This is a genomic window from Paenibacillus sp. J22R98, from assembly GCF_059383835.1.
Genome location: NZ_JBXENW010000006.1, coordinates 346,126 through 371,692, shown reverse-complemented (window position 1 = coordinate 371,692; position 25,567 = coordinate 346,126). Strand labels below are relative to the sequence as shown.

Here is a 25,567-nt window from a genome sequence, read left to right as displayed (position 1 = left end):
CGTTTCAAACGCTTTTATAATGAACATGTACCTGAGATCGCTATTAACTGGCGGGTCAACAACTAACGAGAAGGTAGGGAGACCGTATGAGAAAGACTAAACAAACACTCGCAGTCGCAGGGGCGCTGATGCTGGCCTTGTCGCTCACGGCGTGCGGTAGCGGAAATAACGACAACCAGGCATCAGATAATGCGTCGACTGGGGCGGATAGCAGTACGGCTAATAATGCAGGGGGCAATAGCGCTAATAACGAGCCGGTCAAGCTCCGTATCTATGCAAAATATTTCGACGACGACACCAAGAAGCCGTATGACTACGCGGTAGCCGAATTGAAGAAGGCAATGCCAAACGTCGAGCTGGAACTGGATCCCATGCAGCAGGATAACAATCAGAAGCTGAAAACCTACGCGGCGACCGGTAATATGCCCGATATATTCGATGCCGACTTTAGCATTATCAAAGCTTTTGCAGAATCCAAAAATATCGAAATGCTCGATGAGGCTGAGGCGACAAAGGATTTGCTAGCTGATTTCAATCCGGGCTACGAGAATTCGCTGGCAGCACCCGATGGGCATATCTACGCCTATACGGCGGGCGGAACGAACTTCCAGCTGCTCTATTACAGCAAGAAACTGTTCGCGGAAGCGGGCGTACAAGCGCCAATCAAGACATACGATGAGTGGGTCGATGCGATCAAGAAATTCAAAGCCAAAGGAATCATTCCGATGGCGATATTTGCGAAAGAGAAATGGATTGCCAATTCTTTCTACAAAGGTTTGGTCACCCGCGAGCAGCCGGACGGCTATGCAGCACTGGAAAAGCAAGGTCTGACGCAATTGCCGGACGCATTTAAGAACGCATCGAAGGAGTTCGAGGCGCTTAAGGAAGCCGGACTGTTCGATGCCAATGCGACGAACACCAATTACGATCAAGCTTCTGCCTTGTTCTATACCGGTAAGGCGGCGATGTTTGTTAATGGCCAATGGGAGATTTACGGCTCGGACAAAAACATGGGCACCGACGTTGACTGGATGTACTGGCCGGCCAAGGATGAACAGACTTACGAGAAGATGAAATATTATATGAACGGCGCGCCAGCGCCCGGCGGCTTTGCCGTATCGCCTACAAGCAAGCATAAAGAGGAAGCCATCCAGGTGGCTGCATTCATCGCCCGCAAATATTCGGAGTATCAATACCTCAAGCTTGGTAACCCGATTGTATCCTTGAAGATCGACCAGGTCGTTTCCGTCACCCCACCGGCGATGATGCAGCGACTGATCGACGAGGTGCTTCCGAACGTTAAAGGCTATGCCAAGTTCAATCAAAGCACGGAGCTCAACAATGCACTGGACGATAATACGCAGAACTTGGTAGTGAAAGGCTTTTCCGACAAGCAATTCAACGACAACATCGAACGCGTAATCAAGGAAATCAACAACTAGAGCGAACTGACCCGCGCCGGAACGCAGGTTCCGGCGCGGTCGCTTGCTAAGTAAAGGCAGGGAACAACTATCATGAAGATCTATTTGAGGAACAGGAAAGCCATCGCACTGTTTACTCTTCCGGCCTTACTGCTATATTCGATCATCGTCAGCTATCCCGTGCTGCAGACGTTGTACCGGAGCTTCTACGACTGGAATGGGCTCGGGGGCGGCACGTTTAACGGAATCTCTAACTACGTGAAGCTGTTTCACGATCCGTTGCTGACCCGGTCGCTGCGGAACGGTGCGCTGTTTGCGCTCGTGCTTGTCGTGTTCCAAATCGGAATCGGCTCGGTGCTCGCATTGGTATGCGCCGATCCCAAAGTGAAAGGCCGGAAGATTCTGAAGGCAGGCTATTTTATCCCAGTCGTGCTGTCGGTCACCGTCGTTTGCCAGCTGTGGATCGCGATGTATGATCCTACGAGCGGGTTCGTGAACCAGCTATTCAAGCTGCTCGGCATTTCGTACCGACAGAATTGGCTGACGTCGCCTGCCGTATCCATTGTTGCGATTGCCTTTGTGAATGCCTGGCAGTTCATGGGCTTTCAATTCAGCCTGCTATATGCGGGAGTCAAATCCATTCCCGAACAGTATATGGAAGCGGCGAATATCGACGGCTGCACGAAATGGATGGCTCATCTTCGCATTACGATCCCTCTCATGGCCGAGACCTATAAATTCTGTTTCATTTTGGCGATCACCTCTGGCATCGGCGCCTTTATTCAGATGCTGATCATGACAAGCGGGGGACCGGGAACGACCAACTATACCTTGACTTACATGATTTATCGATATGCGTTTATGGAGTCGAAATACGGCTACGCCTGCGCGATTTCAGTCTTTCTCGTAGCGCTCAGCCTGTTGGCTACGTTAGTCATCAACCGGTTGTTTGCGCGCGAACGCATTACGTATTAGGGGCAGAAAGGGGCGAACAACACGTCTATGTTCTCAGCTAGCAAGATCATGAAGCCCGGGCAACTGCTGCAAGGCTTGTTATGGCTTTACTTCATCATTTCCGTTTATCCGCTATTTTGGATGATTTCGTATTCGCTGAAGAACAACAACGAAATTTTCAGCACGAATCCGTTCGGCCTGCCGATGCATTTCCGTATCGAAAACTACATTCACGCTTGGATGAATTTCAACATCCCGCGTTATTTTCTAAACAGCGTCGTTGTGTCCACGATCAGTACGGCCGGTATTCTTCTGCTATCCGTTATGTTCTCCTATGCGGCGGCGAGGATGGAATGGAAGCTTCGTGGGGCAGCAAGGGCGTATATGATGGTCGGCATGTTCATTCCACTTCAGGTCATTATGATACCACTGGCGATCCTGGTGAAAGATTTCCACTTGATCAATACATACGGCGCATTAATCGTACCCTACATCGCGTTTGGACTGCCATTCTCTTCACTTATCTTCTATGGGTTCTTACGGGGAATTCCGTTCGAACTTGAGGAATCCGCTTGCATGGACGGCGCCAGTATATATCGAACATTCGTCAGTATCATCATGCCGATTGTCAAACCAGCCATGGCGACGGTTGCTATTTTACAGTTTCTGGGTGCTTGGAACGAGTTTTTGCTTGCGTACATTTTGATTTCCGATGAAACGATGAAGACGCTGCCGCTCGGATTGTTGTTTTTCCAAGGACAATACAGTACGGATTGGGGCGGCATGGGCGCTGTTATGACCATCGCGAGTCTGCCGACGGTCGTCGTGTTCTTGTTCTTCAGTGAACAGGTGGAACGGGCGATGACGGTGGGGTCCGCGGTAAAAGGGTAAGCGGAGGGAACGTACAAGAGCGGAATCCCAATTAGGGTAGAACAAGAATGATAGTGTGCTATCAAATTCATGGAGGCTGCGTTGAATGAACGAATTCAAACTATGGTATGACAAACCCGCCGCGAAATGGTCCGAAGGGTTTCCGATCGGTAACGGAAGATTGGCCGCGATGGTCTACGGCGGTGCGAGCCAAGAGATTTGGAACATCACGGAGCTGACCTATTGGTCGGGGAAAAGAGAGCCTGTCGCCAGCCACTCGGATGGAAAGATCGATTTGGCCCGGCTTAGGCAGCATTTCTTTGATGGCGATTACGAAGGCGGGGAGCGATTAGCCCGCGAGCTGCTTGAGCCGGACAAGGGAAACTTCGGTACCAACTTGCCTATGTGCAACGTTCATCTGCAATTCGGGGATGAGGAGCGGGAGATCGTTCGGGAGCTGGACCTCGAGACTGCCATCGCGCGAACGATTCATCAAGGAGCATATGCAAAGATTCACCGTGAGCTCTTCGCTTCCCATGCAGATGGCCTCCTCGTTTGCCGGTTGTGGACCGAGCATCCGGAAGGCATTACATTTTCCGTCCATCTGGAAGGGATGACCGATCGCTTCGAGAGCCGGAACGAACCCCTTGGCTTGATCTTTGACGGCCAAGCCTTGGAGCGGGTCCATAGTGACGGAGAATGCGGCGTGCGTTGCCGGGGGCATATTCGTGTGTCGACAGAAGGCGGGCAGGTTGCAGGTGAAAATGGTCGTATCGTGGTCACGAACGCGAGTGAAGCCATTCTCTATTTTGCCGTCGACACGAGTTTCGGCCAAGAAGGCGACAGCTGGCTGAGCGCGGCTGCCCAGAGGCTGGAGCAGGCGGAAGCCAAAGGCTATGAACGGCTTAAAGCAGATCATATCGCTGACTATCGGAGCCTTTACACGCGTGTGGGTATGGATTTGGGTCAGACCTTACAAAGCGAGCTGCCGACAGATGTGCGAATCCGGCAACTTGCAGATGGACGCGACGAAGACCCGGCAATCTACGCGTTGTTTTTCCAATATGGCAGGTATCTAACGATCTGTGCAGCAAGAGAGGATTCCCCGCTGCCGATCAATCTGCAAGGGATTTGGAACGACAACCAAGCATGCCGAATGGGCTGGACCTGTGATTATCACCTCGATATCAATACGGAAATGAACTACTACCCGACGGAAACGACCAACTTATCCGAGTCTCATTTGCCGCTCATGCGCTATATCGAACGACTTGCTGAAGACGGGAAATCTACTGCAAGAGACTTCTACGGCTGCGAGGGCTGGACCGCTCATACCGTTTCGAACGTTTGGGGGTTCACGGCACCGGCCTGGCAGACATCCTGGGGGCTTAACGTTACCGGCGGTCTGTGGCTGGCGCTTCAGCTTCGTGATCACTACGAATTCACGCACGATGACGCGTTTCTGCGAGAAACGGCTTATCCGGTATTAAAGGATGCAGCCGTGTTCTTCCTGGATTACATGGTCGTGCATCCGAAGAACGGCTGGCTCGTAACGGGGCCATCCATCTCACCGGAAAACACCTTCCATGCCAACGGAACAAAGGAACATCATCATTTATCCATGGGGACGACACTTGATCAGGTGCTCGTAGCCGATCTGTTCGAATTCTGCTTGGAAGCGGCGGAGAAACTGCAGGTGGACGAAGAACTGCGGATAAAGCTGAAACAGGCTATCGCTATGCTGCCTCCGCTTCAGATTGGAAGCAAAGGGCAGCTGCAGGAGTGGCTGGAGGATTACGTGGAAGCACAGCCGGAACACCGCCATCTGTCGCATCTGCACAGCCTGTTCCCGGCGTACCGGATCACGCCTCAACATACACCGGCGTTAAGCGCTGCCGCTCATGTCACCCTCGAAGCGCGCAAGTCGAGCGACAACCATGAGGATATCGAGTTCACGGTTGCGGCCTTTGCCGGCTGTTTCTCGAGGCTGCATGATGGAGAACGCGCCTATGAGCAAATTTATCATCTCATCGGGGAGCTCTGCTACGACAATCTGCTGACCTACTCGAAGCCGGGTATTGCCGGGGCCGAGACGGCAATCTACGTCGCCGATGGCAATTACGGCGGTACGGCGGTCATCGCCGACATGCTGCTGCAAAGCCATGCAGGTGAGCTTCATCTGCTGCCGGCTCTTCCCGTGAAGTGGCCTACCGGCAAGTATTCAGGCTTGCGGGCAAGAGGTGCTCTGGAGGTTGATGTGATCTGGTCTGAGGGGGCCATGGTAGAAGCAACGGTTAAGGCGTACGCAGCGGGACAAACCGTCCTGCGGCAAGGTGGGCGCACGGCACCCTTTCAATATGAAGCCGGACGCAGCTACCGGATTGACAGCGAGCTGCGCATCTCAGAAGGAGAATCGTTATGAGAATCATTGCTGCTGAATCATTTCTGTACCGTGTACCGCCGGCCATGACATGGATCGACTCGACGCATGTCGTGTCAGGCATCGAATTCATTGAGATGCGGATCCGGACGGATACGGGCTTGGAAGGCATCGGACTCAGCTATACCGTAGGCATCGGAGGGACGGCGGTCAAGGCGCTGCTTGACGATTACGTCATCAGCTCCCTGATCGGGAAAGATCCGCTCCGCATCGAGGAGATCTGGCAGGATTTGAATGGCCAGCTGCACAGGTGCGGCGACGGCATCACCTCGCTTGCTTTGGCCGCGGTTGACGTCGGGTTATGGGATTTGGCCGGCAAACACTATAAACAGCCGCTATACAAGCTGCTCGGCGGCTCACGTGAACGGATCGTTACGTATGCCAGCGGCATCGATTTCGAGATGGACCTGCCCACCTTGCTGGATTTCATGAATGAACACAAGAGCCAAGGCTATTCCTACATCAAAATGAAAATCGGCAAGGCGGACATTGCCGAAGATATGGAGCGGATCTCTCGGGTGAAGGAGACCGTCGGCCCCGGTGTGACGGTTTTGGTGGACGCGAACCAGAAGTGGACCGGCTATCAAGCGATTCAATACGGTGCAGAGCTGGATAAGCTTGGCTTGGGGTGGATCGAAGAGCCGATTGCGAACACGGACATTGAGGGACACGCACGGATGAAGGCGGCGATCCGTACGCCGATCGCCGTCGGGGAAAGTCTGTATACGAAATATCAGTTTCTGGAGTATTTGAAGCAGGGAGCCGTCGATTTCATTCAAGCTGACGTCGCCCGGGTGGGCGGCATCACGGAATGGGTTAAGATCGCGCATCTGGCAGATGCTTGGCAGCGGCCGGTTGCCCCTCACTTCCTCATGGAATTGTCTCTTCATTTGCTATGCGGAGTGCCGAACGGTTATATCTTGGAGAACGTCAAAGGCGGATCGCTAACGGAGCTGGGGCTGCTTGAAGCGCCTGTCCTCGTGAAGGACGGCTATTGCTACCCAAGCGAAGAACACGGACACGGCCTGCGGTTGAATCGTGCAGAACTAGACAAGTACGTGGTGACGCCGGAAACGCTCCGTAAAATGGACGTCAGAAGTAAAAAAACGTAACGGAGAAGGAGGAAGGACCATGATCGATGCTCATCAGCATTTCTGGCGGGTTTCCCGCGGTGATTATCCATGGATGACGCCGGATTTAAAGGTGTTGAACCGGGATTATTTGCCGGAGGATCTGCGGTCGATTCTGGGGGATAACGGTATCTCGCGGACGATTCTCGTGCAAGCCGCGCCAACGGAGGAAGAAACCGAATTTTTGCTGGAGCTGGCCGAGAAAACCGATTATGTCGCGGGCGTGGTCGGGTGGCTGGACTTGGCGGCGGATGACTTTCCGGAAAAGTTCGCACGGCTGCGCGAAAATCCGAAATTGGTTGGCCTCCGTCCGATGCTCCAGGACTTGGAGGATGATGCATGGATATTGAGGCAAGAGGTGCTGAGGCATGTAGAGCTGCTGATTGCGTTCGATTTTCCACTCGATTTGCTCGTGCATCCCCGCCATTTGCCGCATATCGCGGAACTGTTTAGCCGATATCCTGCGCTGCGAGCCGTAATCGACCATGCTGCCAAGCCGCATATCGCAGAACGAATTATGGAGCCCTGGGGGATATGGATGGAAGCCATTGCGAAGCACGATAACGTGATGTGCAAGCTGTCCTCTCTGATCACGCAAGCGGACTTGAAGCACTGGAAGCTAGAGGACATTGCTCCTTATGTGAATCACGTCATTCGCGTGTTTGGGACGAAAGCCGTCATGTTCGGGAGCGATTGGCCTTATTGCCTGTTGGCAAGCAGCAGCTACGACGAGGTGCTCGAAGCGTTGCGAAACATGCTTCCCTCGAACTTGACGGATGAGGAACTGGCGGATGTGTTCGGGAATAATGCGGCGAGACTATATAAGCTGGCGCGCTAGCGCAGGGTGAGGGGGATACGATTCATGACCTTCAAAGGTGAGGTTGTCATTGTTACCGGTGGCGGAAGCGGCATCGGTGAAGCAGCGGCAAAACGGTTTGCCGCGGAAGGGGCGAAGGTGATCATTGCCGATATTCAGGCGGAACAGGCGGCTGGGGTGGCCGCCGCAATCCGCCGGGACGGCGGCGAAGCAAGTGATTGCCGGACAGACGTTTCCAGCGTGGAGGATATCCGGAAGCTGATGTCGTTTGCTGTGGAGACTTACGGGCGAATCGACGTTCTCTTCAATAATGCCGCGATCCTGATGCCAAAGAGTCTGGACGAGGGAACGGAAGAAGAGTGGGATCGGTTGTGCGGGGTCAATTTAAAGGGCGTGATCTTCTGTACGAAATATGCGCTTCCTGAGCTTCGCAAAACGAAGGGTAGAATCATTAACATGGCCTCTTTGTCAGCGGAAATCGGTCAGCGGAACAATCCGTTCTATCCCGCGACCAAAGGCGGCGTTATCGCGTTCACCAAATCGCTGGCAATCGACTGTGCGATGGAGGGCGTGCGAATCAACGCGATTTGCCCGGCTGGCGTATCGACACCGCTTCTGGAGGAATGGTTCAACAAGCACGATAATCCGGATGAGCTGCGCAAATCGATAGATCTGGTCCATATGCTCGGAAGGACGGCAACGGCGGATGAAATCGCAAACGTTGTCTTGTTTCTGGCCGGTGAAGCGTCGTCGTTCATCACCGGACAGGTGATTGACGTGGACGGCGGAGCTTCGCTGGGGTATGGTATGGGTCCGAAACCGGAGTGGCTGCAGAATCAGCGATAATGCTTCATGGAATTATGAAAGCGCACACATTTCTAGATAGAGGGAGTTGCGTTTACGTCATGACCATTGCACATCGAAATCGAAGAAAACGCGGTTTTTACGGTTTTCTAGCCTTCATGTTGTTAGCCTTTCAAACCACGGTGTTCGTTTATCAGCCCAAACAGGCCGAGGCGGCCGACAATGGCTTGGGCGCCAAGCCGTATATGGGCTGGAGCAGTTACAGTCAGCAAGTCATCCATTCTCCAGCATCGTGGCTGACTGCCGAGAACATTATTGCACAATCCGATGCCATGCATGAGAAGCTGCAGTCACATGGTTACAACTATATCAACGTCGATGCCGGTTGGAATGGCGGCATCGACGAGTATGGCCGCCCGACGCCGAGCGCGACAGTATTCCCGAACGGCATGCAGGAGGTCATCGACCATGTACATGCAAACGGTCAGAAATTTGGGTTGTACATTATTCCGGGTTTGGGGCAGGAAGCCTATGATCAGAATTTGCCGATCTACGGCACGGAATGCACAATGAAGGACATCGTTGCACAGCCCCTTCAACAGGCGAACTACTGGGGCTTCGGCTATAAGATCGATTTTTCGAAACCGTGCGCCCAGCGTTACATTGATTCGGTTGCCGACAAGTTCGGGGAATGGGGCGTCGACTTTATCAAGCTTGACAGCGTGATGCCAGGTTCCGGACGATACGATCTGTCGATCGATACCCGCGACAATGTGGCGGCCTGGTCAAAGGCGCTCGCCAAGCACCACATCTGGCTTGAGCTATCGTGGGCGCTTGACATCAACTACGCCGATACGTGGAAAGAATACGCCAACGGCTGGCGCGTGCATTGGGATATCGAATGCTACTGCAGTACGCTGACGAAGTGGGACAACATTTCCAGGCTGTTTCCAACGGCCGCACAGTGGTGGCGGCATGCCGGCCCTGGCGGTTGGAACGATTTCGATTCGCTCAATATTGGTAATGGCACGATAGATGGGTTAACACAAGAGGAGCGCCGAACGGCGATGTCGTTCTTCGCCGTATCCGCGGTACCGCTCTATTCGGGGAACGATTTGACACACCTCGACGATTACGGCTTGCAGCTGCTGACGAACGACGAGGTGATCGCCGTCGATCAGGCTGGCCATCCGGCACGCCCATTGTCCACGGATACGAACCAGCAGGTTTGGTATACCAACAACGGCGACGGAACCTATACGGTCGGCTTGTTCAATCTCGATAACTCCGCCGCCACGATTAATGTCAACTGGGCTGATATCGGCATCGATGGCCCTGCTTCCGTTCGTGACTTGTGGAGCCATTCGGAGCTGGGCATCTATAAATCGGGCTATTCTGCGGTTAATCTGCCCGCGCATGGCTCCAGGCTGTTCAAGGTGACCGTCCAAAACGGTACATCGTTCGTTAACGACGATGACATTGGCATCCAGTATTTAGGGAGCTGGGAGCGCAATAACGGCAACCAATTTCCGGGGTCCGCGCAATCACTGTTAATCAGCGTGAGCGATTCGAAAGCAGTGAACAGCACGCTAAGCCCTACGTCGGTTCAGTTCGACAAGAAAGCGGAGGCGCAAGCCGACGTGGCCGTGTCATTGACGTTGAACGGGAACACGCTGAACGACATTGCCCGAGGAGGCACACCGCTATCCAAAGGCATCGATTATACGATCTCCGGCAATACGGTCACAATCAAGAAGGCATACCTTGCCTTGCTTCCAAACGGAAACAGCAATCTGATCTTCTCGTTTTCCGGAGGAGCGATACAGACGCTTGCCGTCATGGTCGGCGATACAACGATTAGGGACAGCAGCGTACTGCCGGCCGTGCTTGATTTCGATAAAGGTGACCAGAACCAAGGAGACGAGACGACCTCCATCGCTCTCAATGGCAACGAGCTTGTTTCCATCGATTATGGCGGCTCGCCGCTAACAGAAGGCGAACAATATACGTACGCCGGGAATGCGGTAACGTTCAAGAAAGCCTTTCTTGCAAAGCTGTCAATTGGCACGAGCGAGTTCAGCTTCGCCTTTAGTGGAGGAGCCGCGCAATCGGTTACCCTCGTCATCAAGGATTCGTCTGTCGGCGGTTCGTTCTCGCTGAATGACGACGATCCGGCGATCATCTATACGGGCACCTGGAATCCGAACACAAACCGGGGGCTCGGGGATTACAAGGACGACATTCACTGGTCTGAGACAACCGGTAATTCCTTTCAATATACGTTCAGCGGTACGGGAATCGAGCTGATTACAGAATTGGATTCGTCCCAAGGGAAAATCGATATTTATGTCGACGATATTTTGCAGAAGACGGTCAATACGAGCAATACCTCCCGCTCGGCCCATCATGCGGTGTTCAACGTCGCCGGATTGCAACCGGGGCAGCATACCTTGAAAGCGGTGAAGAGAGCCTGGGAAGAAGGCGGCGGCTTCTTCATGCTACTCGATCAATTGCGGGTGACGCTGCCGGATTTGGTCAGCCCTACAGCACTCCGATTTGATAAGAGCGCTCCGACATCGGATGATATTCAGGCAGCGATCTCGTCCGGTTATGAAGTCAACGGCGTCTCCAACGGAGGAACCGCGCTTCAAGAGGGAACCGATTATACGGCTGCTAGCGGAGTGCTGACGATCAAGAAGGCGTATTTGATCGCGCAGCCTGTCGATTTGACCCAACTTCTCGTCAAATTCGCAGGTGGGGCTGAACAGCAGTTGGCCATCGACGTAGCAGACAGCGCGGCTGTGAACAGCACGATCACGCCAGCTATGGCAGGTTTCGATAAGAACGAATCCGCGCAGACGGATGCTGTAACGACGATGACGCTGAATGGGAACCAATTAAACCGAGTCGTAAATGTCGGAGTGGTTTTATCGGAAGGTGCGGATTATACGGTATCCGGCAGCGATGTCACGATCAAAAAAACGTATCTTGCGGGGCAGCCGCTAGGTTTGACGAAGTTGAAATTCGTCTTCGATCACGGCCAAGCCCAGACCTTGGCGATTGATGTCCGGGATACAACCGCACCGAACAGCTCGATCATTCCTAAACTGATCAGCTACGACAAGACGAAAGCGGCGCAGTCCGATGTTTCGACAACGTTGACGTTGAATGGCAACAGCCTCGTCAGCATCACAAATGGCGGAACAGCACTCGTCGCCGGCAACGACTTTACGGTTTCAGGCAATCAAGTGAATTTCAACCGTGCATACCTGGACGGCTTGCCGGCGGGAATGAACAATTTGACGATGATGTTTAGCGCAGGTAAGCCGGTGGCGCTGCCGATCGCCGTCACGGAATCGCTTCGCGGCCGGTATGTGGACGTCAATGACGACGACGCTGGCATTGTGTACGCGGGTACCTGGAATCCGAACACGAACAGGGGACTTGGGGATTACAAGGATGATATCCATTGGTCCGAAACGGCCGGAGATTCCTTCACCTATACATTTAAGGGCACGGGTATTGATCTCATAACGGAGCTCGACGCCTCTCATGGCGCAATGGACATCTACCTCGACGGCAAATTTGCGCAAACGGTAGACACGTACATTAACACAACGAGAACGACCCATCGAACCGTATATACCGTCGCGGGTTTGCCAGATGGTAAGCACACGATCAAAGCAGTGAAGAAATCGGGACAATTCATGCTGCTGGATCAACTCCGCTATAAAATCACGGATATGATCGGGCCGGACACAGCTTCTTTTGACAAATCTAACGCGCATAAGTCCGACGTGACGACTATACTGGGCTTCGATGCACGTAATTTGATCGGCATCTCGAACGGCGCTGCCTCGCTCCGGCCTGGTAAAGATTACACCATATCGGGCAATACGGTGAGAATCAAGAAGGCATATCTAGCGCTGCAGCCAGTGGGCATCACATCTCTGAAGTTTTCCATCTTGGGCGACAATCTGGACGATGTGCACGCGACTGCGAACAAAGGCGATGCGTTCGCTTACACATTCAAGGGAACCGGTGTCGACATCATTGCGCCGAAAGCTCCTACCCAAGGGGACATGGATGTTTATATCGATGGCGTATTCCGAAAGACAGTCAGACTGTACAGTGAGAGCCGTTTATCCCTTCAGACCGTTTACACCGTCTCTGGCCTGAAGAACGGTACCCATACCATCAAAGGCGTGATGAAGAACGGCTCGACCATCATCCTTGACGGGCTCCAATTCGACGTACCGACGGTCAGGCCAAATCAGCGACAATAAACCAGGATCCCCTTCGGGGAAGTACGTAAAGGGAAGATGCTGGTAGAAATGTCCGGCATCTTCCCTTTCTGCTTAAGGTAGATTTGCCAGATCATGATGAGAAGGGAGCGTACACGATGACAGATCCGAAAATATATTTAGCCATAGACAATTGCTTTGCGTCCAAGCGGTGGACCAAACCTGCCGATTGGATGGGCCTGATCCGCAATATGGGCGTATATTACGCAGAAGCGAGCGCTGATAACGAATGTGATCCACTCTATATGGGAGGGGATTACATACAGCGGTGGATCGATGACGTGAAGCGAGAGAGCGTGAGAACCGGCGTTCGGATCGCGAATATGTATTCCGGTCACGGCACATACGCGACATTGGGCTTGACCCATCATGATTTTGCTATACGCGAACGGTTCCAGCACCAGTGGATCGAGCCGATGGCAGATATCGCCATGGAGGTCGAGGCCGGAATCGGCTTTTACTGCCACGCTTTTTCGGACGCCATCCTGCAGAACCCGGCTGCCTACCGCGATACGGAAGCCGATTTGTATGCCAGATTAGCTGAAATCGCAGCCTACTGCCGGGATCGCGGAATCAAGGCGCCCGGCGTGGAGCAGATGTATACACCACATCAGATTCCCTGGACGATCGAGGGATCGAAGCGGCTGTTGAAGGAAGTGTATCGCATGTCGCAGGCTCCGTTTTATTTGACCTTAGATACGGGTCATCAGAGTGGACAGCGCAAGTTTCTTCGTCCGGAGCGGCAGGCCGTCGCGGAAATGGCGGATGGTATCCGGAAGAACGAGCGCCAGCGGCTGATGTGGTTGGGGCCAAAGACAGCGTACGACATCTTTGACCTCTTGCAGCAATCACCCGAATCGGAGCAGAACCTCTTGCTGGATCAACTGATGAGGGAAATGGATCGCTATCCACATCTGTTCGCTGCTGAAACGGACAGTGATACGTACCGCTGGCTGGCGCAATTGGGATGTTACTCACCGATTGTGCATTTGCAGCAAACGACAGGACTTGCCTCGGCGCATCTGCCGTTTACTGAGGCAAATAATATGAATGGTGTAATTGCCGGGGACCGGTTGCTTAAGGCGATCGGAGAAGCCTATCGGATGCCGGACGACAAAGAACTTCCTCCCAAGTGCGAGGAGATTTACCTAACGCTTGAAATTTTCTCCGGCACCAGCGAGCTGAATGCGGATATTTTGGCGAATATGCAAGAATCCGTTGCTTATTGGAGGCGGTTCATCCCCGTTGACGGCGTGCGGCTGAGTGACTTGTTAAAAGAGCTGAGCCCTGCTTGATGCGCCTGAAGGATTGGAGGAAGAGAAGATGGAGAATCGATCGACTGTACTTTCCTTTGATTTGGGAGCAAGCAGCGGACGCGCACTGATCGGCGAATATGCCGCTGGGAAAGATTCATGTCCAAAGCTGACGATGCACGAAATCCATCGCTTTCCCAATCGAGCAGTCCAGGCAGGCGATCGCCTTCACTGGGATATTTTACGATTGCTAGAGGAAGTGAAAATAGGCATCCGTAAAGCCTATCAATCCGGCTATACTCCCGTTTCGATGGGGATTACCAGCTGGGGCGTGGACTTTGGATTACTTGATGCGCATGGGGAATTAATCGGAAATCCTTATCATTATCGGGATGCGCAGACAGAAGGAATCGTAGCGGAATGCGTTGAAAAGATCGGAGAGCTGGAGCTTTACCGGCAAACCGGTCTCCAGAATATGCCTTTCAATACGCTGTTCCAACTCTATGCCATGAGAAAGTCCGAGTCTCCAAAATTAGGAATCGCGCATACTTTGCTGATGATTTCCGATTTAATTGCTTACCTTCTGACCGGAGTGAAAACGAGCGAATTCACGATAGCCTCGACCACACAGCTTTTTCAGCCGACTCAAGGGCGATGGAACGAAGAGTTGTTGCGGTGGCTCGGGATTCCGGCAAGCCTATTTCTTGAGCCAATAGCATCAGGTGCTTCCATTGGGACGCTTTCAAAGCGTGTTTGCGAAGAGCTCGATGTTCCACCTCTTAAGCTCGTTGAGGTGGCAGCCCATGATACATCTTCGGCAATCGCCGCGATCCCGGCAGAAGAAGAGGCGTTCATTTTCCTCGTATGCGGGACATGGTCCTTGCTTGGAACGGAGCTTTCTGAGCCGCTATTGACCCGGGAAGCCATGGAGCTGGCATTCTCCAACGAGGGCGGCATTTGCGGCACGTACGATTTATTAAAGAATATTATGGGACTGTGGATTCTCCAGGAGTGCAAGCGGGAGTGGGAAGAAAGAGGAATTCAAACGGATTATAGCGAGTTGATCCTCCTAGCTGGGGAAGCGGCAGCTTTTCGAAGCTTGATTAATCCTGATGATGCCAGGTTCTATGCACCTAACGATATGATCAGCAAAATTCAATCCTATTGCCGTGAAACGGGACAAGAATTACCAGTGAGCGTTGGAGAAATTACGCGGTGTATTTTGGAGAGCTTAGCATTTCGTTATCGCCAAACCGTCGAGCAGCTGCAGCAATTAACCGGTCAATCATTCCCATGTTTGCATATGGTAGCCGGTGGCAGTCAAAACGAACTGCTTTGTCAATTTACAGCGAATGCACTAAACAAACCGGTATGGGCTGGGCCTGTTGAAGCGAGCGCAATTGGAAATATGCTGATGCAACTCGTTGCGGAAGGCCACTGTGCGGACCGATTTGAAGCGAGGCAGTTAATAAAGAATTCTTTTCTCATCCAGGAGTATCTTCCTCAAGGAACCTCTTCGTGGGATATTGCATTTCGCACATTTGTACATCTTTGCGAACGATAGATAATAATGATTGGGAACCATTGGGACATACGGATACGTATGTTCTTTTTTGTCTCATTTTTTCCGCCTGAGTCGTTAACTTATTGTCTCAACAAAATTTTAAACATAAAGAACACGATTTCTTTTCTTGCTCGGCCGAATCGCGATGGTAAAATAGATTAGATATAAATGTGTACATGAAGCTCATGCCATATACCTGCTTTAACGGAGGAGACCCGAATGATCAAGTGGCTGTTTATCAACCGGAGCATACGTACCAAACTCGTCTTGAGCAGCGTGGTCATCTCTCTTATTCCGATGCTCATTCTTTCTTTCCTCTTCTACAGGTCCAGCTCGCTTTCGCTAGAGCGTACCATGGTCAGGAGCGCCGACCAGAACGCCGAATATTTGTCCAATGACCTGGATCAGTTTTTCCGCAGCCTCTCTTCGTCTGCTTTGCAGGTCTATGGCTTCAATCAATTGGTCAATATTATGCGTAACGGTGCCAACTACAATAATGCGGATATCTTTCAAACCAAAGATGCGCTCGACAACTACTATCGCCTCGTTCAGAGCAAGAATAAAGATGTGATCAAGATCATGATGTACGGACAGGACAATAAGCTGAGGGATTCATGGTCGAGAGCGGCCAGCTATGATTCGATTCGGCTCGGCGATTACGTCCCTCACGCAGATGAATTGCTGGATTTACCGTTTCAGCATTCCCTGATGTTCACGTATTTGGACAAGGAGCAGGGGGAGCGGTTTTTCGTTTATGCCATCACCATCTATGATCCTTTCTATCGAAATAAATACGGTACGTTAGTTTTTTATACGAGAATGAGAGATTTCGTGAAGCAGATTGAAACCTACAATCGACCTCCGAACAATATCGTCCTGCAGAACGATAAAGGCGAAACCTTCTATCGCACGAACGATCAATTCAGTGAAGCGGTCCAAACCTATAAGCGCTCCGATGACTTTGCCACTTACGGCAAGCGCGAGCTTCAATTCACGGACCACCGGCAAGCATTAATCAGCACCTCTGCGCTTGATAACGGCAACGTCGGGCTTACGCTTCTATACTCGAGCAGCGAGCTCGCGGAGAACCGCAAAAATACGCTGTGGCTGACGGTCGGAGCTTTCGCCCTCGTGATGCTCGTCATAGCGTTATTCTCATCGATGGCGCAGCAGTTTATTACGCGGCCTGTTCAGTCGCTAAGCAAGGCTATGCGGGCTGTCCGTAAAGGGGATTTCCATGTCACGCTTAAGCCGAGTCCGTGGCGCGACGATTTGTCCGAATTGACAAGAAACTTTAATTTCATGACAAACAAGATTCAAGAATTGATCGAGCAGGAATATCAGCTGCTCATTCGCAACAAGGAAGCGCAAATTATGGCGCTGCAAATGCAAATCAATCCGCATTTTCTATACAATACCCTGCAAACCATCGGAGGCAAAGCTGTATTAATCGGGGAATATGACATCCATGAAATGTGCAGGGCGCTGGGGGATCTGTTCCGTTATAACTTCTACGAAGGGAATAGCGAGTCCACAATCGGTCTGGAAATGGTGCATCTGAAAAACTATTTATATATCCAGCAGCTTCGTTTCGAAGAATCGCTCGTAACCGAGTTCGATGTGGAGCATGCGCTGCTTGACTGCAGCGTCATCCGATTCGTCCTGCAACCCATTGTAGAGAATGCGATTGTGCATGTACTAGGTAAAACCGATGACAGGCAGCTTCATCTGCAAATAACAGCGGTGCAGCAATCGGATCGGGCCATCATTAAGGTGCGGGATAACGGTCCTGGTATAGATGCCGAGCAACTGGCCAGGCTTAAAGCTGTTCTGGAGCATAGAAACACCGAAGTATTCAGCGGCATATCGATCGGCTTGAAAAATGTGAACGAGAGAATTCGCATGTACTACGGATCCGATTATGGGCTCAGAATCGAGAGCAATGAAGGCGAAGGTACGGAAGTGAGTGTAACGATCCCTTACAGGAATAGAGGTATGCAGCATGTATAAGGTGATGGTAGTGGACGATGAACCGTGGAGCCGTAAATCGATCAGCAAAATGATCAGTGAGCTGGCTCTGGATGTCGAGGTCATCGCGGAAGCGAGGCACGGCGAGGAGGCGCTTGCGCTTATCCCGATCCGAAGGCCGCATATCGTCGTGACCGACATGAATATGCCGGTGTTGGACGGACAACAATTTTTGGAAGCGCTTCATGAACGGTTCGGCGAAATCAAGGTAATCGTGATTAGCGGTTATTCGCAGTTCGAATATATGAAGGCGGCCGTCACGTATCAGGCATGCGAATATGTGCTCAAGCCGGTATCCGTTACGGATCTCGAGCATGCACTCAAAAAGGCGATCCAAGCCTGTAACACGTACATGAGCATTCAGCAGCAAATGCGGTTCAATCAGGAAGTCCGGCATCTCAAGCGGGAGACATTTCTGCAAACCGTTACAAGCCATCGGATTACGAATACGGCGGATATACAGCGGGAGGCTGGAGAGCTCGGCATTGCCGTGGACGGCGGTTATCGGGTTGCGGTATGCATGTTTCGGCAGTTCAGCGAGGTGTCCCGAACCAAGTTTCACGGTAACGCAGATCTGTTCTTGTTCAGTTTGGAAAATATTTTGTACGAAGTGATGCGGGAGGACAAGCTGCTTGTCTATAAATCGGATGACCGTACTCGTATTTGCCTGCTCTTCCCCGCCGCTTCCTATGATGAACAAAGGGTTCAGCAGCTATTGAATGAATATCATGAAGCTGTCAGTAAAATGCTGCTCGTCGGCGTGGTAGCCGGGCTTAGCCGTACTTATGCAAAGCTCGAAGAGCTGCCTGCCGCTTATCAAGGGGCCAATGATGCGCTCCGAAACAATCGCCTGCTGGGGGATTCATTCGCATTCTCATCGGCTGAAAGCCCGGGAGCGGTACAGCCGGTTGAGCTGCTGGGCTCCTTCGATTTGAAATCGATGAGGCAAGCGATCGGAGCCAATAATGCGAAAGACTTCAAGCGGCTGCTGAACGATTACTGCGAGAAGGTTGGCAGGCAGCCTCGTGTCACCATTCGCCAGATCCAACGCGATTTGAGACAGATGATAGAGCTGTCGCTGTCCGAATTGAAGGGGATCGAGGCAACGCAGTCCGTATTGCTCGACGCTGAAGAAGTGTCCCGAATTTTGGATATGAAGGAGCTGCAGACGTTCCTCAGCCTGCTTACTCAAGCTATAGAAACCTACTGTGCCAGCGCCGGTGAGGCGGAGAATGTTCGCTCGGTTCGCGAAATCGCCCTGTTCCTGGACGAGCATTACTTTGAGGATTTCAGTCTCATCGACGTTGCGACGCGGTTCCATATGGATGCCGCGTATTTGAGCAAGCTGTTCAAGAGCATCACGCGCGAGAATTTCACCGAATATGTCACGCGCAAACGCATGGAGAAGGCTTGCGAGCTGTTGAAATCGTCCGAGTGCAAAATCAACGAAATATCCGAGCTGGTCGGTTACGAGAATCAGCGTTATTTCAGCCAGGTATTCAAGCGGTTTACCGGGCAGACGCCTTCCGAATACCGGGATGGAATCATTGAAGCAACGGAAATAACAAAAAATTGAACATTGCAAACACAAATTAGTTCATTACGCGAAAAGCAGCCGACCGATAAGATAGACTCATGGACGAAACAACGTCCTCAGACAATACACGAAAAGGGGACTGGAAAATGAAAAAGAGTTTGGTCGGTCTGAGTGCCATTATCGCAATGCTTTCTCTTGCGGCATGCGGTAACACGAACAATGATGCGTCGTCTTCCGAGAATACATCTTCAACTGCAGCTTCGAATACGAATACGTCTTCAACGGAGAACACTTCCAATGCTGCTTCGAACACGGCTTCCAACGACACAGCGTCGACTAATGCACCGGAAGCGAGCACGGAACCGGTAACGATCTCGTTCATGCACTTCAAGAGCGACGTGACGGACGGCATACAGAAAATCGTTGATCAGTTCGAAGCGGCTAATCCGAACATCAAAGTCGATGTTCAGCCCGTGAAATATGACGATTATTACACCATTCTGAAAACGAAATTGGCAGGCGGAGACATCCTGGACGTGTTCACGTTGAATGCCGGCGCGCAAGCAAAATTGTTTGTAGACGGCGGTTATGTTGAGGATTTGACCGGGCAGGAGTTCCTGAACAATTTCGATGCGGACGTGCTGACATCGCAGGCAACGGACGGGAAGAACTATATTATGCCGCTGAACGCCGGACCGATCGCCGTCTTCTATAACAAGAATATATACAATGAATTGAATCTTACGGTGCCGAGAACGTTCGACGCCATGATCGAGAATGCGAAGAAGATTAAGGAAGCGGGCAAAACGCCGTTCGCGCTCGGTTGGAAGGACGGCTGGCCGCTCGGCATGTGGATCGGCCGCGATTTGCCGAGTAACACGGCGCTTGCTGTGAACCAGCCGGACTTCTTCGACAAGCTGGAGACGGGCGGCTCCAAATTCGCTGACAATCCGGCGATGCAAACAACGCTTGATCATGCCCAGCAAATATTCGATCTCGGCAACAAGGACCAGCTCGGTCTCGGTTACAACGACGTCGTCGACCTGTTCGCCAAAGGCGATGTCGGCATGATGTACATGGGTACTTGGCCGCTTGCGGATATCCAGAAGAAGAATCCGGATTTGTACAATACCGGCATCGGGTACTTCCCGTATCCATTCAGCAATGACGAAAGCTTGAACAAATTGGAGTTTAACCCGGATGCATCGCTTGCGCTCGGCAGCAAATCCCAGCACAAAGACGCGGCAATGAAATTCCTTGCGTTCATGGCGAGCAAAGAAGGCGGAGACGCTTGGGTTAAGAATACGAACACGCTGAGCTACGTAAAAGGCGCAACGACCGATATCGCGCCGGCGTTGAACGATCTAAAGCCTTACTTCGATAACGGCCAGCTGTACAACTCGCAAGCCTACATGTCGAAAACGACGATCGATTGGACCGGTCAGCTCATCCAGCATCTGCAAAAAATGTTCTTTAAGAAAGAAACGCCGGACCAAGTTATTTCCGCACTGGATGACTGGGTGTCCAAGAACCATAAATAATTGTATCCCAGATGACGGCATAGGCGGCGCCTATGCCGTTACCTATAGGAAAGGAAATCGTCTATGAATAGCTTAAAGCGATCGATCCGCAGCGAAATGTGGTATGTGCTGTTTATACTCCCGGGGTTGTGTCTGTTTGCGTTTGCGGTGATCGTCCCGTTAGTCATTGGCGCGAAATATTCGTTCACGGATTGGGACGGCGTCGCACCTACCGCGAAATATATCGGATGGGATAACTACGCGCAGGCATTGCGCGATCCTGACCTGTGGGCGGCGCTTCGCAACACGTTCAAGTACGCGATACTGGTAACGGTGCTTGTGAACCTCGTGTCGCTGCTGCTTGCCGTATTGCTTGATTCTTATTTGAAATTCAGAAAAGTGTTCCGCACGATCTTCTTCTTGCCCGTTGCGATCTCCACGGTGCTGTCGGCTTATATTTGGAGCTACAACTACAGTAACGGTCTGCCGAAGCTGCTCAGCTATTTCGGCGTCGATATGACAAGCCCGCTCGGCAATCCGGATCATGCGATGACGGCACTCATCGTTATCTCGCTGTGGCAAGGGGTAGGCTCTCCGATGATCATCTATATTGCCGGTTTGCAGGGCATTCCGGGAGAGCTGACCGAAAGCGCTCGGATCGACGGCGCGGGCGCGTTCGGCGCTTTCCGTCATATTACGCTGCCGCTGCTTGCGCCTTCGATCACGATTAATTTGCTGCTCGTGCTGACCGGATCGCTTAAAGTGTTCGATCTCGTCTTCCTGACGACCGGCGGAGGTCCGGCTTTCTCGACCGAGGTCATCTCGACGTTTATTTACAATGTCTCATTCAACTCCGCTAAAGCGGGGTACGGTACGGCGTTATCGATGCTGTTCTTCCTCATTCTCGTCATTGTCACCATCGTGCAGTTGGCTATTTTTAGAAGACGGGAGGTGGATATGTAATGAAACTGACGCATGCGATCGTCCTTACGCTGATTGCCTTGCTGGCGCTCATTTTCGTTTTTCCGCTGTATGTCGCACTGCTTATGGCGCTGAAATCCGCGAAAGAAACCTTCGACTCCTTCTACGCGCTGCCGTCGACCTTGCATCTTGATAATTTCGTGCATGCGTGGAAAACGTCGAAGTATCCGTCCGCGATTCGCAACAGTCTGTGGGTCAACCTCATTTCCGTAGCGCTGATCATATTCGTATCCGCGCTTGCGGGGTACTCTATTGCCCGGCGGAACAAACCCATTTATAAATTCATCTACGTGCTGTTTCTTTCCGGGCTGATGGTTCCATTCCAAGTCATCATGCTTCCGCTATATAAGATGGGCAAGATGGCTCATATGATCGATACCCACTGGGGAATTGCTTTGATTTACGGCGGCTTCGGCGTTCAGATGGGGGTGCTGTTCTATGCGGGCTTCATCCGGGGGATTTCGCTTGAGATCGAGGAAGCGGCGCGGATCGACGGCTGTTCGACACCGGGCATATTTGCCCGCATCGTACTTCCTCTGCTCAAGCCGGTCACCGCTACCGTCGTCGTACTGAATGCGCTGTATATTTGGAACGACTTCCTGCTCCCGCTGCTGTATCTGCAGGATAAAGCGTATCGCACCATTCCGCTGCAGCAGTATTACTTCTTCGGGCAGTACAGCAGCGACTTGAATTTGGCATTCGCTTATGCCGTAATGGGGCTTATTCCGATTATTGTGTTCTTCCTCTTCATGCAGAAATTCATTATTAAAGGCATCGCAGCAGGAGCTATTAAAGGATAAAGAAGAATCATCATTATGGGAGGGACGTACAGAATGAAACGAAGCTTTCAAGGATTGTTCGTTTTGCTGCTCATATTTACGATGATTGGACCTATTAACGTTGCGGAAGCTAAACCAACCAAAGTAGCTGTAGGACAGACGGGATCCGTCATAACCGCCGACAACGGCTCGATTTCGCTCACGTACGATTTGTCGACGGGGCGCGGCAGCTTTAAGCAAGGCAGTACAACGCTGATCTCGAATTTCTATTCCGATTATGAGCTGTATGGGACGACTTCCCGCATTCATTCCTACGATCCCGGTAAGCGTTCGGCGAAGTGGGAGGCAATCGGCAATGACGAATACGGCAAGCACGGCGAGCGCATTACGATCAAGAGCGTACTCGATTCAGGCTCGACCATCACGCTGAGGCTGACGATGTACGAGGACCAGCCTTATTTTCTGTCCGACATGACAGTGAGCAGTGCGGCAAGCCAAACGATTGACGTGCTGGAGCCGATTGCATCCGACAATCTGGATATCGGTTCGGGCACGGACAAACGGATCTATACGACGCCTTATACCAATAACTATGATTTCGGCGTAGCGCCCGTCGATAATTTCGGCAAAAGCCAGAACGGTTATGATCGCCCCTACGGCGTAGAGGATCAGTGGAGCGCGTTCAACGGAACAAGCTACTGGGTTACGGCGGTATTTGACAATGCGGCAAAGAACGGCATCATAGCCGGAGCGGCTACGGCAAAAGCTTGGAAAAGCATGCAGCATCTAGGCCAGGCGGCAGCACCGAACGGTCCGCTGTCCGGCTTCTCCGTCTACAATGCCGGCGGACAGCAGAGCGGCACTTCTGTGTCGTCGGATGCCTTCTTTATTGGGTATTTCGATGATTATGAGACGGGCCTTGAGACTTTCGGACAAGCCTACGCCGTCCAAGAGCCGATGCTGCAGTGGAAAGACGACGTGCCGAGGGGCTACAACACCTGGTACAACTTCTACAGCCAGTACGCCACAGCCGATGCGATGTATGCCATGACGGATTACTTCGTCGCGCATCTGAAGTCGCTTGGCTATAACTATATGAATTTGGACGCCAGCTATCAGGGGATCAAAGGGCAGGAGCAAATCCGGAATTTGAAGGATTACGTTACTTATGTCCATAGCAAAGGCATGAAAGCCGGCTCCTATGAAGCGCCTTTTGCGATCTGGAATAAGCTGACGGATCTTGTACCTACGACGAACTTTACGTTCGGCGAAATCGCGCTGAAGGATACGAACGGCAATCCGATCATGTCCTATCTCAATACGCCGATTGTCGATGCGACGCATCAGGGCGGGCAGGCGTACTTGAAGTGGCTGATGAACACCAATCAAGTCGAGCCGGGCTTCGACTACGTCAAACTCGACTTTCTGGATCTCGGCATGTACGAAGGCAGCTTCTACGACAAGAGCAAGAACGGGATACAGGCCTACCGGATCGGCATGAAGGTTATGCGCGATGCGCTGCTCGGCGCGCGGCAGAAGATCTTCATCGACGAATCGATCGCGCCGCTGCTGCCTTCGGGCTATGCCCATGGCAGAAGAACCGGCTGCGACACGGCCATCGGCCTCGATGACGGCGCCGGCATCCGTTATTCCGGCATTGAACGCCAAGCATTCAATGCGGCTGCATCGTGGTGGACCAATGACACGTTATACGCCTTTAACGACGCGGACATGTCGATGCCCGAAAATATCGTGCAAGGCGTTTACGGAAAAAATACGCTGAATCAAGCAACACTGCTCACGACCGCGATCGTGATGGGCGGCGGTCATTTGCTGCTTGGCGACGATGTTCCGTTCATCTCGGAGGACCGGATGAAGACGCTCGTCATGAACAAGGAACTGCTGGACGTTGCGGACTTAGGCCAAGCGGCAAGACCGCTTAGCATGACGAATTTCTATTTGAAAGGCGAGCATTCGCCGGAGGCCCTGTATCTGAACGATAAGAATGGCGACGTCATCGTCGGCATTTCCAATTGGGATATGAACAACAGCAAGCCTGTAACAGTTCCATTCAAAGATCTGCATCTCGGCGCGGACAAGGCGTACACGCTCTCCGAGTTGTACAGCCAGACGACGCTGGGAACGTTTAGCGGCAGCTATTCACGCACGCTAAGACCAGGCGAATCCGTGATGATTCGCATCTCGGGTAAAGGCTCACGCAGCAACCCGGGAGCACCCGTCAACTTGGCGCTCGGCACAGGGGCTACAGCTTCGGCATCCACATTCTATGGGGCTGGTTTCGAAGCCTCGAACGTGATTGACGGCAATCTATCCACCCGCTGGAGCGCAGGCTGGCCGGCGAATAATGATTTTGGCAACCAGTGGCTCGAGATCAATTTCGGCGCTCCGACTAGCGTCAACCGTGTCGTTGTCAGCGAGTACGGTTACGGTAAGCAGGAATATGAAACATGGAATTATGCGCTCCAATATTGGGATGACGCTGCATCGCAATATGTCGACTTGACCAAAGGGCTGACGCTTGGAGACAGGAGAGAGCTGGACTTCAAGACGGTCACGACTTCGAAAATCAGACTTTATATGAAATCCAGCCACTGGCTTGGCTCCGTCAATGAAATCGAAGCGTACAACATTCCGGGCAATACCGGTTCCGTCATCGCGCAGGACGATAGCAACGGTTCGTTCTGGAGCTATTCGGACATCCGCGCGCAAACGCAGAGGATGCAAACGTTCACGCTGACGAGCGAATCTCTGCCTAAGATGGACGTGTATTATTACGAAAGCTATGTCAGCAAAGTGCCGGAAGACAATCTGTATATCGACATCGTGGAGCTGGGTAGCAACATGCAACCGGTGAAGAAGCTGTTTAGCGCGGCCGTTCCGCCTTATAATCTCATGGGCTCCCCGCAGCCGTACTCGATTTACCCGAGGCTGAGCGGACTCGATACGACGAAGAAGTACGGATTTATTCTGCGGTCGCCGAATTCGCTGGATGACGGGTCCACCGATAACAAATACGGCTTCGCCTACAGCGGTGACGTTTATGCCGGCGGGAACGCTCAGTATTCCGGCGACGGCGGGCAAACCTGGTCGCCTCAGCTGGATACGGATTTGATTTTCACGATCTATAAATAAATTAACTTACAC

16 protein-coding genes are annotated in these 25,567 nt (G+C 52.1%); all 16 read left to right on the top strand.

What is annotated here, in order from left to right; all coding sequences use genetic code 11:
- Positions 1-86 precede the first annotated feature (86 nt).
- The 16 genes from AC50Y3_RS19150 to AC50Y3_RS19075 all read left to right on the top strand — a co-directional run bounded on the left by AC50Y3_RS19150 (position 87) and on the right by AC50Y3_RS19075 (position 25,555).
- Positions 87-1,442 carry an ABC transporter substrate-binding protein gene (locus AC50Y3_RS19150; RefSeq protein WP_494820323.1) on the top strand — a complete coding sequence of 452 codons (1,356 nt, stop codon included), beginning with the start codon at positions 87-89 and terminating at the stop codon, positions 1,440-1,442.
- Positions 1,443-1,514: 72 nt separating this feature from the next.
- Positions 1,515-2,396: a carbohydrate ABC transporter permease gene (locus AC50Y3_RS19145; protein WP_494820322.1), complete on the top strand. Its 882-nt coding sequence runs from the start codon at positions 1,515-1,517 to the stop codon at positions 2,394-2,396.
- A 27-nt stretch (positions 2,397-2,423) separates the two neighbouring features.
- Positions 2,424-3,266: a carbohydrate ABC transporter permease gene (locus AC50Y3_RS19140; RefSeq protein WP_494820321.1), complete on the top strand. Its 843-nt coding sequence runs from the start codon at positions 2,424-2,426 to the stop codon at positions 3,264-3,266.
- 85 nt (positions 3,267-3,351) lie between these two features.
- Positions 3,352-5,667: a glycoside hydrolase family 95 protein gene (locus AC50Y3_RS19135; protein ID WP_494820320.1), complete on the top strand. Its 2,316-nt coding sequence runs from the start codon at positions 3,352-3,354 to the stop codon at positions 5,665-5,667.
- Positions 5,664-6,797, top strand: coding sequence for a mandelate racemase/muconate lactonizing enzyme family protein (locus tag AC50Y3_RS19130; RefSeq protein WP_494820319.1), 1,134 nt, complete (start codon positions 5,664-5,666; stop codon positions 6,795-6,797). Before AC50Y3_RS19135 ends, AC50Y3_RS19130 begins: the two co-directional genes overlap by 4 nt.
- Positions 6,798-6,816: 19 nt before the next feature.
- Entirely contained in the window at positions 6,817-7,653 is an 837-nt protein-coding gene (locus AC50Y3_RS19125) for an amidohydrolase family protein (RefSeq protein ID WP_494820318.1), read from the top strand.
- A 24-nt stretch (positions 7,654-7,677) separates the two neighbouring features.
- Entirely contained in the window at positions 7,678-8,478 is an 801-nt protein-coding gene (locus AC50Y3_RS19120) for an SDR family NAD(P)-dependent oxidoreductase (protein WP_494820317.1), read from the top strand.
- Positions 8,479-8,537: 59 nt separating this feature from the next.
- Positions 8,538-12,722: a X2-like carbohydrate binding domain-containing protein gene (locus AC50Y3_RS19115; protein WP_494820316.1), complete on the top strand. Its 4,185-nt coding sequence runs from the start codon at positions 8,538-8,540 to the stop codon at positions 12,720-12,722.
- Between the two features lie 116 nt (positions 12,723-12,838).
- Positions 12,839-14,035: a TIM barrel protein gene (locus tag AC50Y3_RS19110; protein WP_494820315.1), complete on the top strand. Its 1,197-nt coding sequence runs from the start codon at positions 12,839-12,841 to the stop codon at positions 14,033-14,035.
- Between the two features lie 28 nt (positions 14,036-14,063).
- Complete coding sequence (locus tag AC50Y3_RS19105; RefSeq protein WP_494820314.1) at positions 14,064-15,557, top strand: rhamnulokinase; 1,494 nt, start codon at positions 14,064-14,066, stop codon at positions 15,555-15,557.
- A 219-nt stretch (positions 15,558-15,776) separates the two neighbouring features.
- Positions 15,777-17,567: a sensor histidine kinase gene (locus AC50Y3_RS19100; RefSeq protein WP_494820313.1), complete on the top strand. Its 1,791-nt coding sequence runs from the start codon at positions 15,777-15,779 to the stop codon at positions 17,565-17,567.
- Complete coding sequence (locus AC50Y3_RS19095) at positions 17,560-19,161, top strand: response regulator (RefSeq protein WP_494820312.1); 1,602 nt, start codon at positions 17,560-17,562, stop codon at positions 19,159-19,161. Before AC50Y3_RS19100 ends, AC50Y3_RS19095 begins: the two co-directional genes overlap by 8 nt.
- Before the next feature lie 107 nt (positions 19,162-19,268).
- The gene (locus AC50Y3_RS19090) at positions 19,269-20,663 is read left to right on the top strand and encodes an ABC transporter substrate-binding protein (RefSeq protein WP_494820311.1); all 1,395 of its coding nucleotides are present in this window, start codon (positions 19,269-19,271) and stop codon (positions 20,661-20,663) included.
- 63 nt (positions 20,664-20,726) lie between these two features.
- Positions 20,727-21,605, top strand: coding sequence for a carbohydrate ABC transporter permease (locus AC50Y3_RS19085; protein WP_494820310.1), 879 nt, complete (start codon positions 20,727-20,729; stop codon positions 21,603-21,605).
- The gene (locus AC50Y3_RS19080; protein ID WP_240548348.1) at positions 21,605-22,423 is read left to right on the top strand and encodes a carbohydrate ABC transporter permease; all 819 of its coding nucleotides are present in this window, start codon (positions 21,605-21,607) and stop codon (positions 22,421-22,423) included. The genes AC50Y3_RS19085 and AC50Y3_RS19080 overlap by 1 nt, the downstream gene beginning before the upstream one ends.
- Before the next feature lie 33 nt (positions 22,424-22,456).
- Complete coding sequence (locus AC50Y3_RS19075; protein ID WP_494820309.1) at positions 22,457-25,555, top strand: discoidin domain-containing protein; 3,099 nt, start codon at positions 22,457-22,459, stop codon at positions 25,553-25,555.
- Positions 25,556-25,567: the final 12 nt, after the last annotated feature.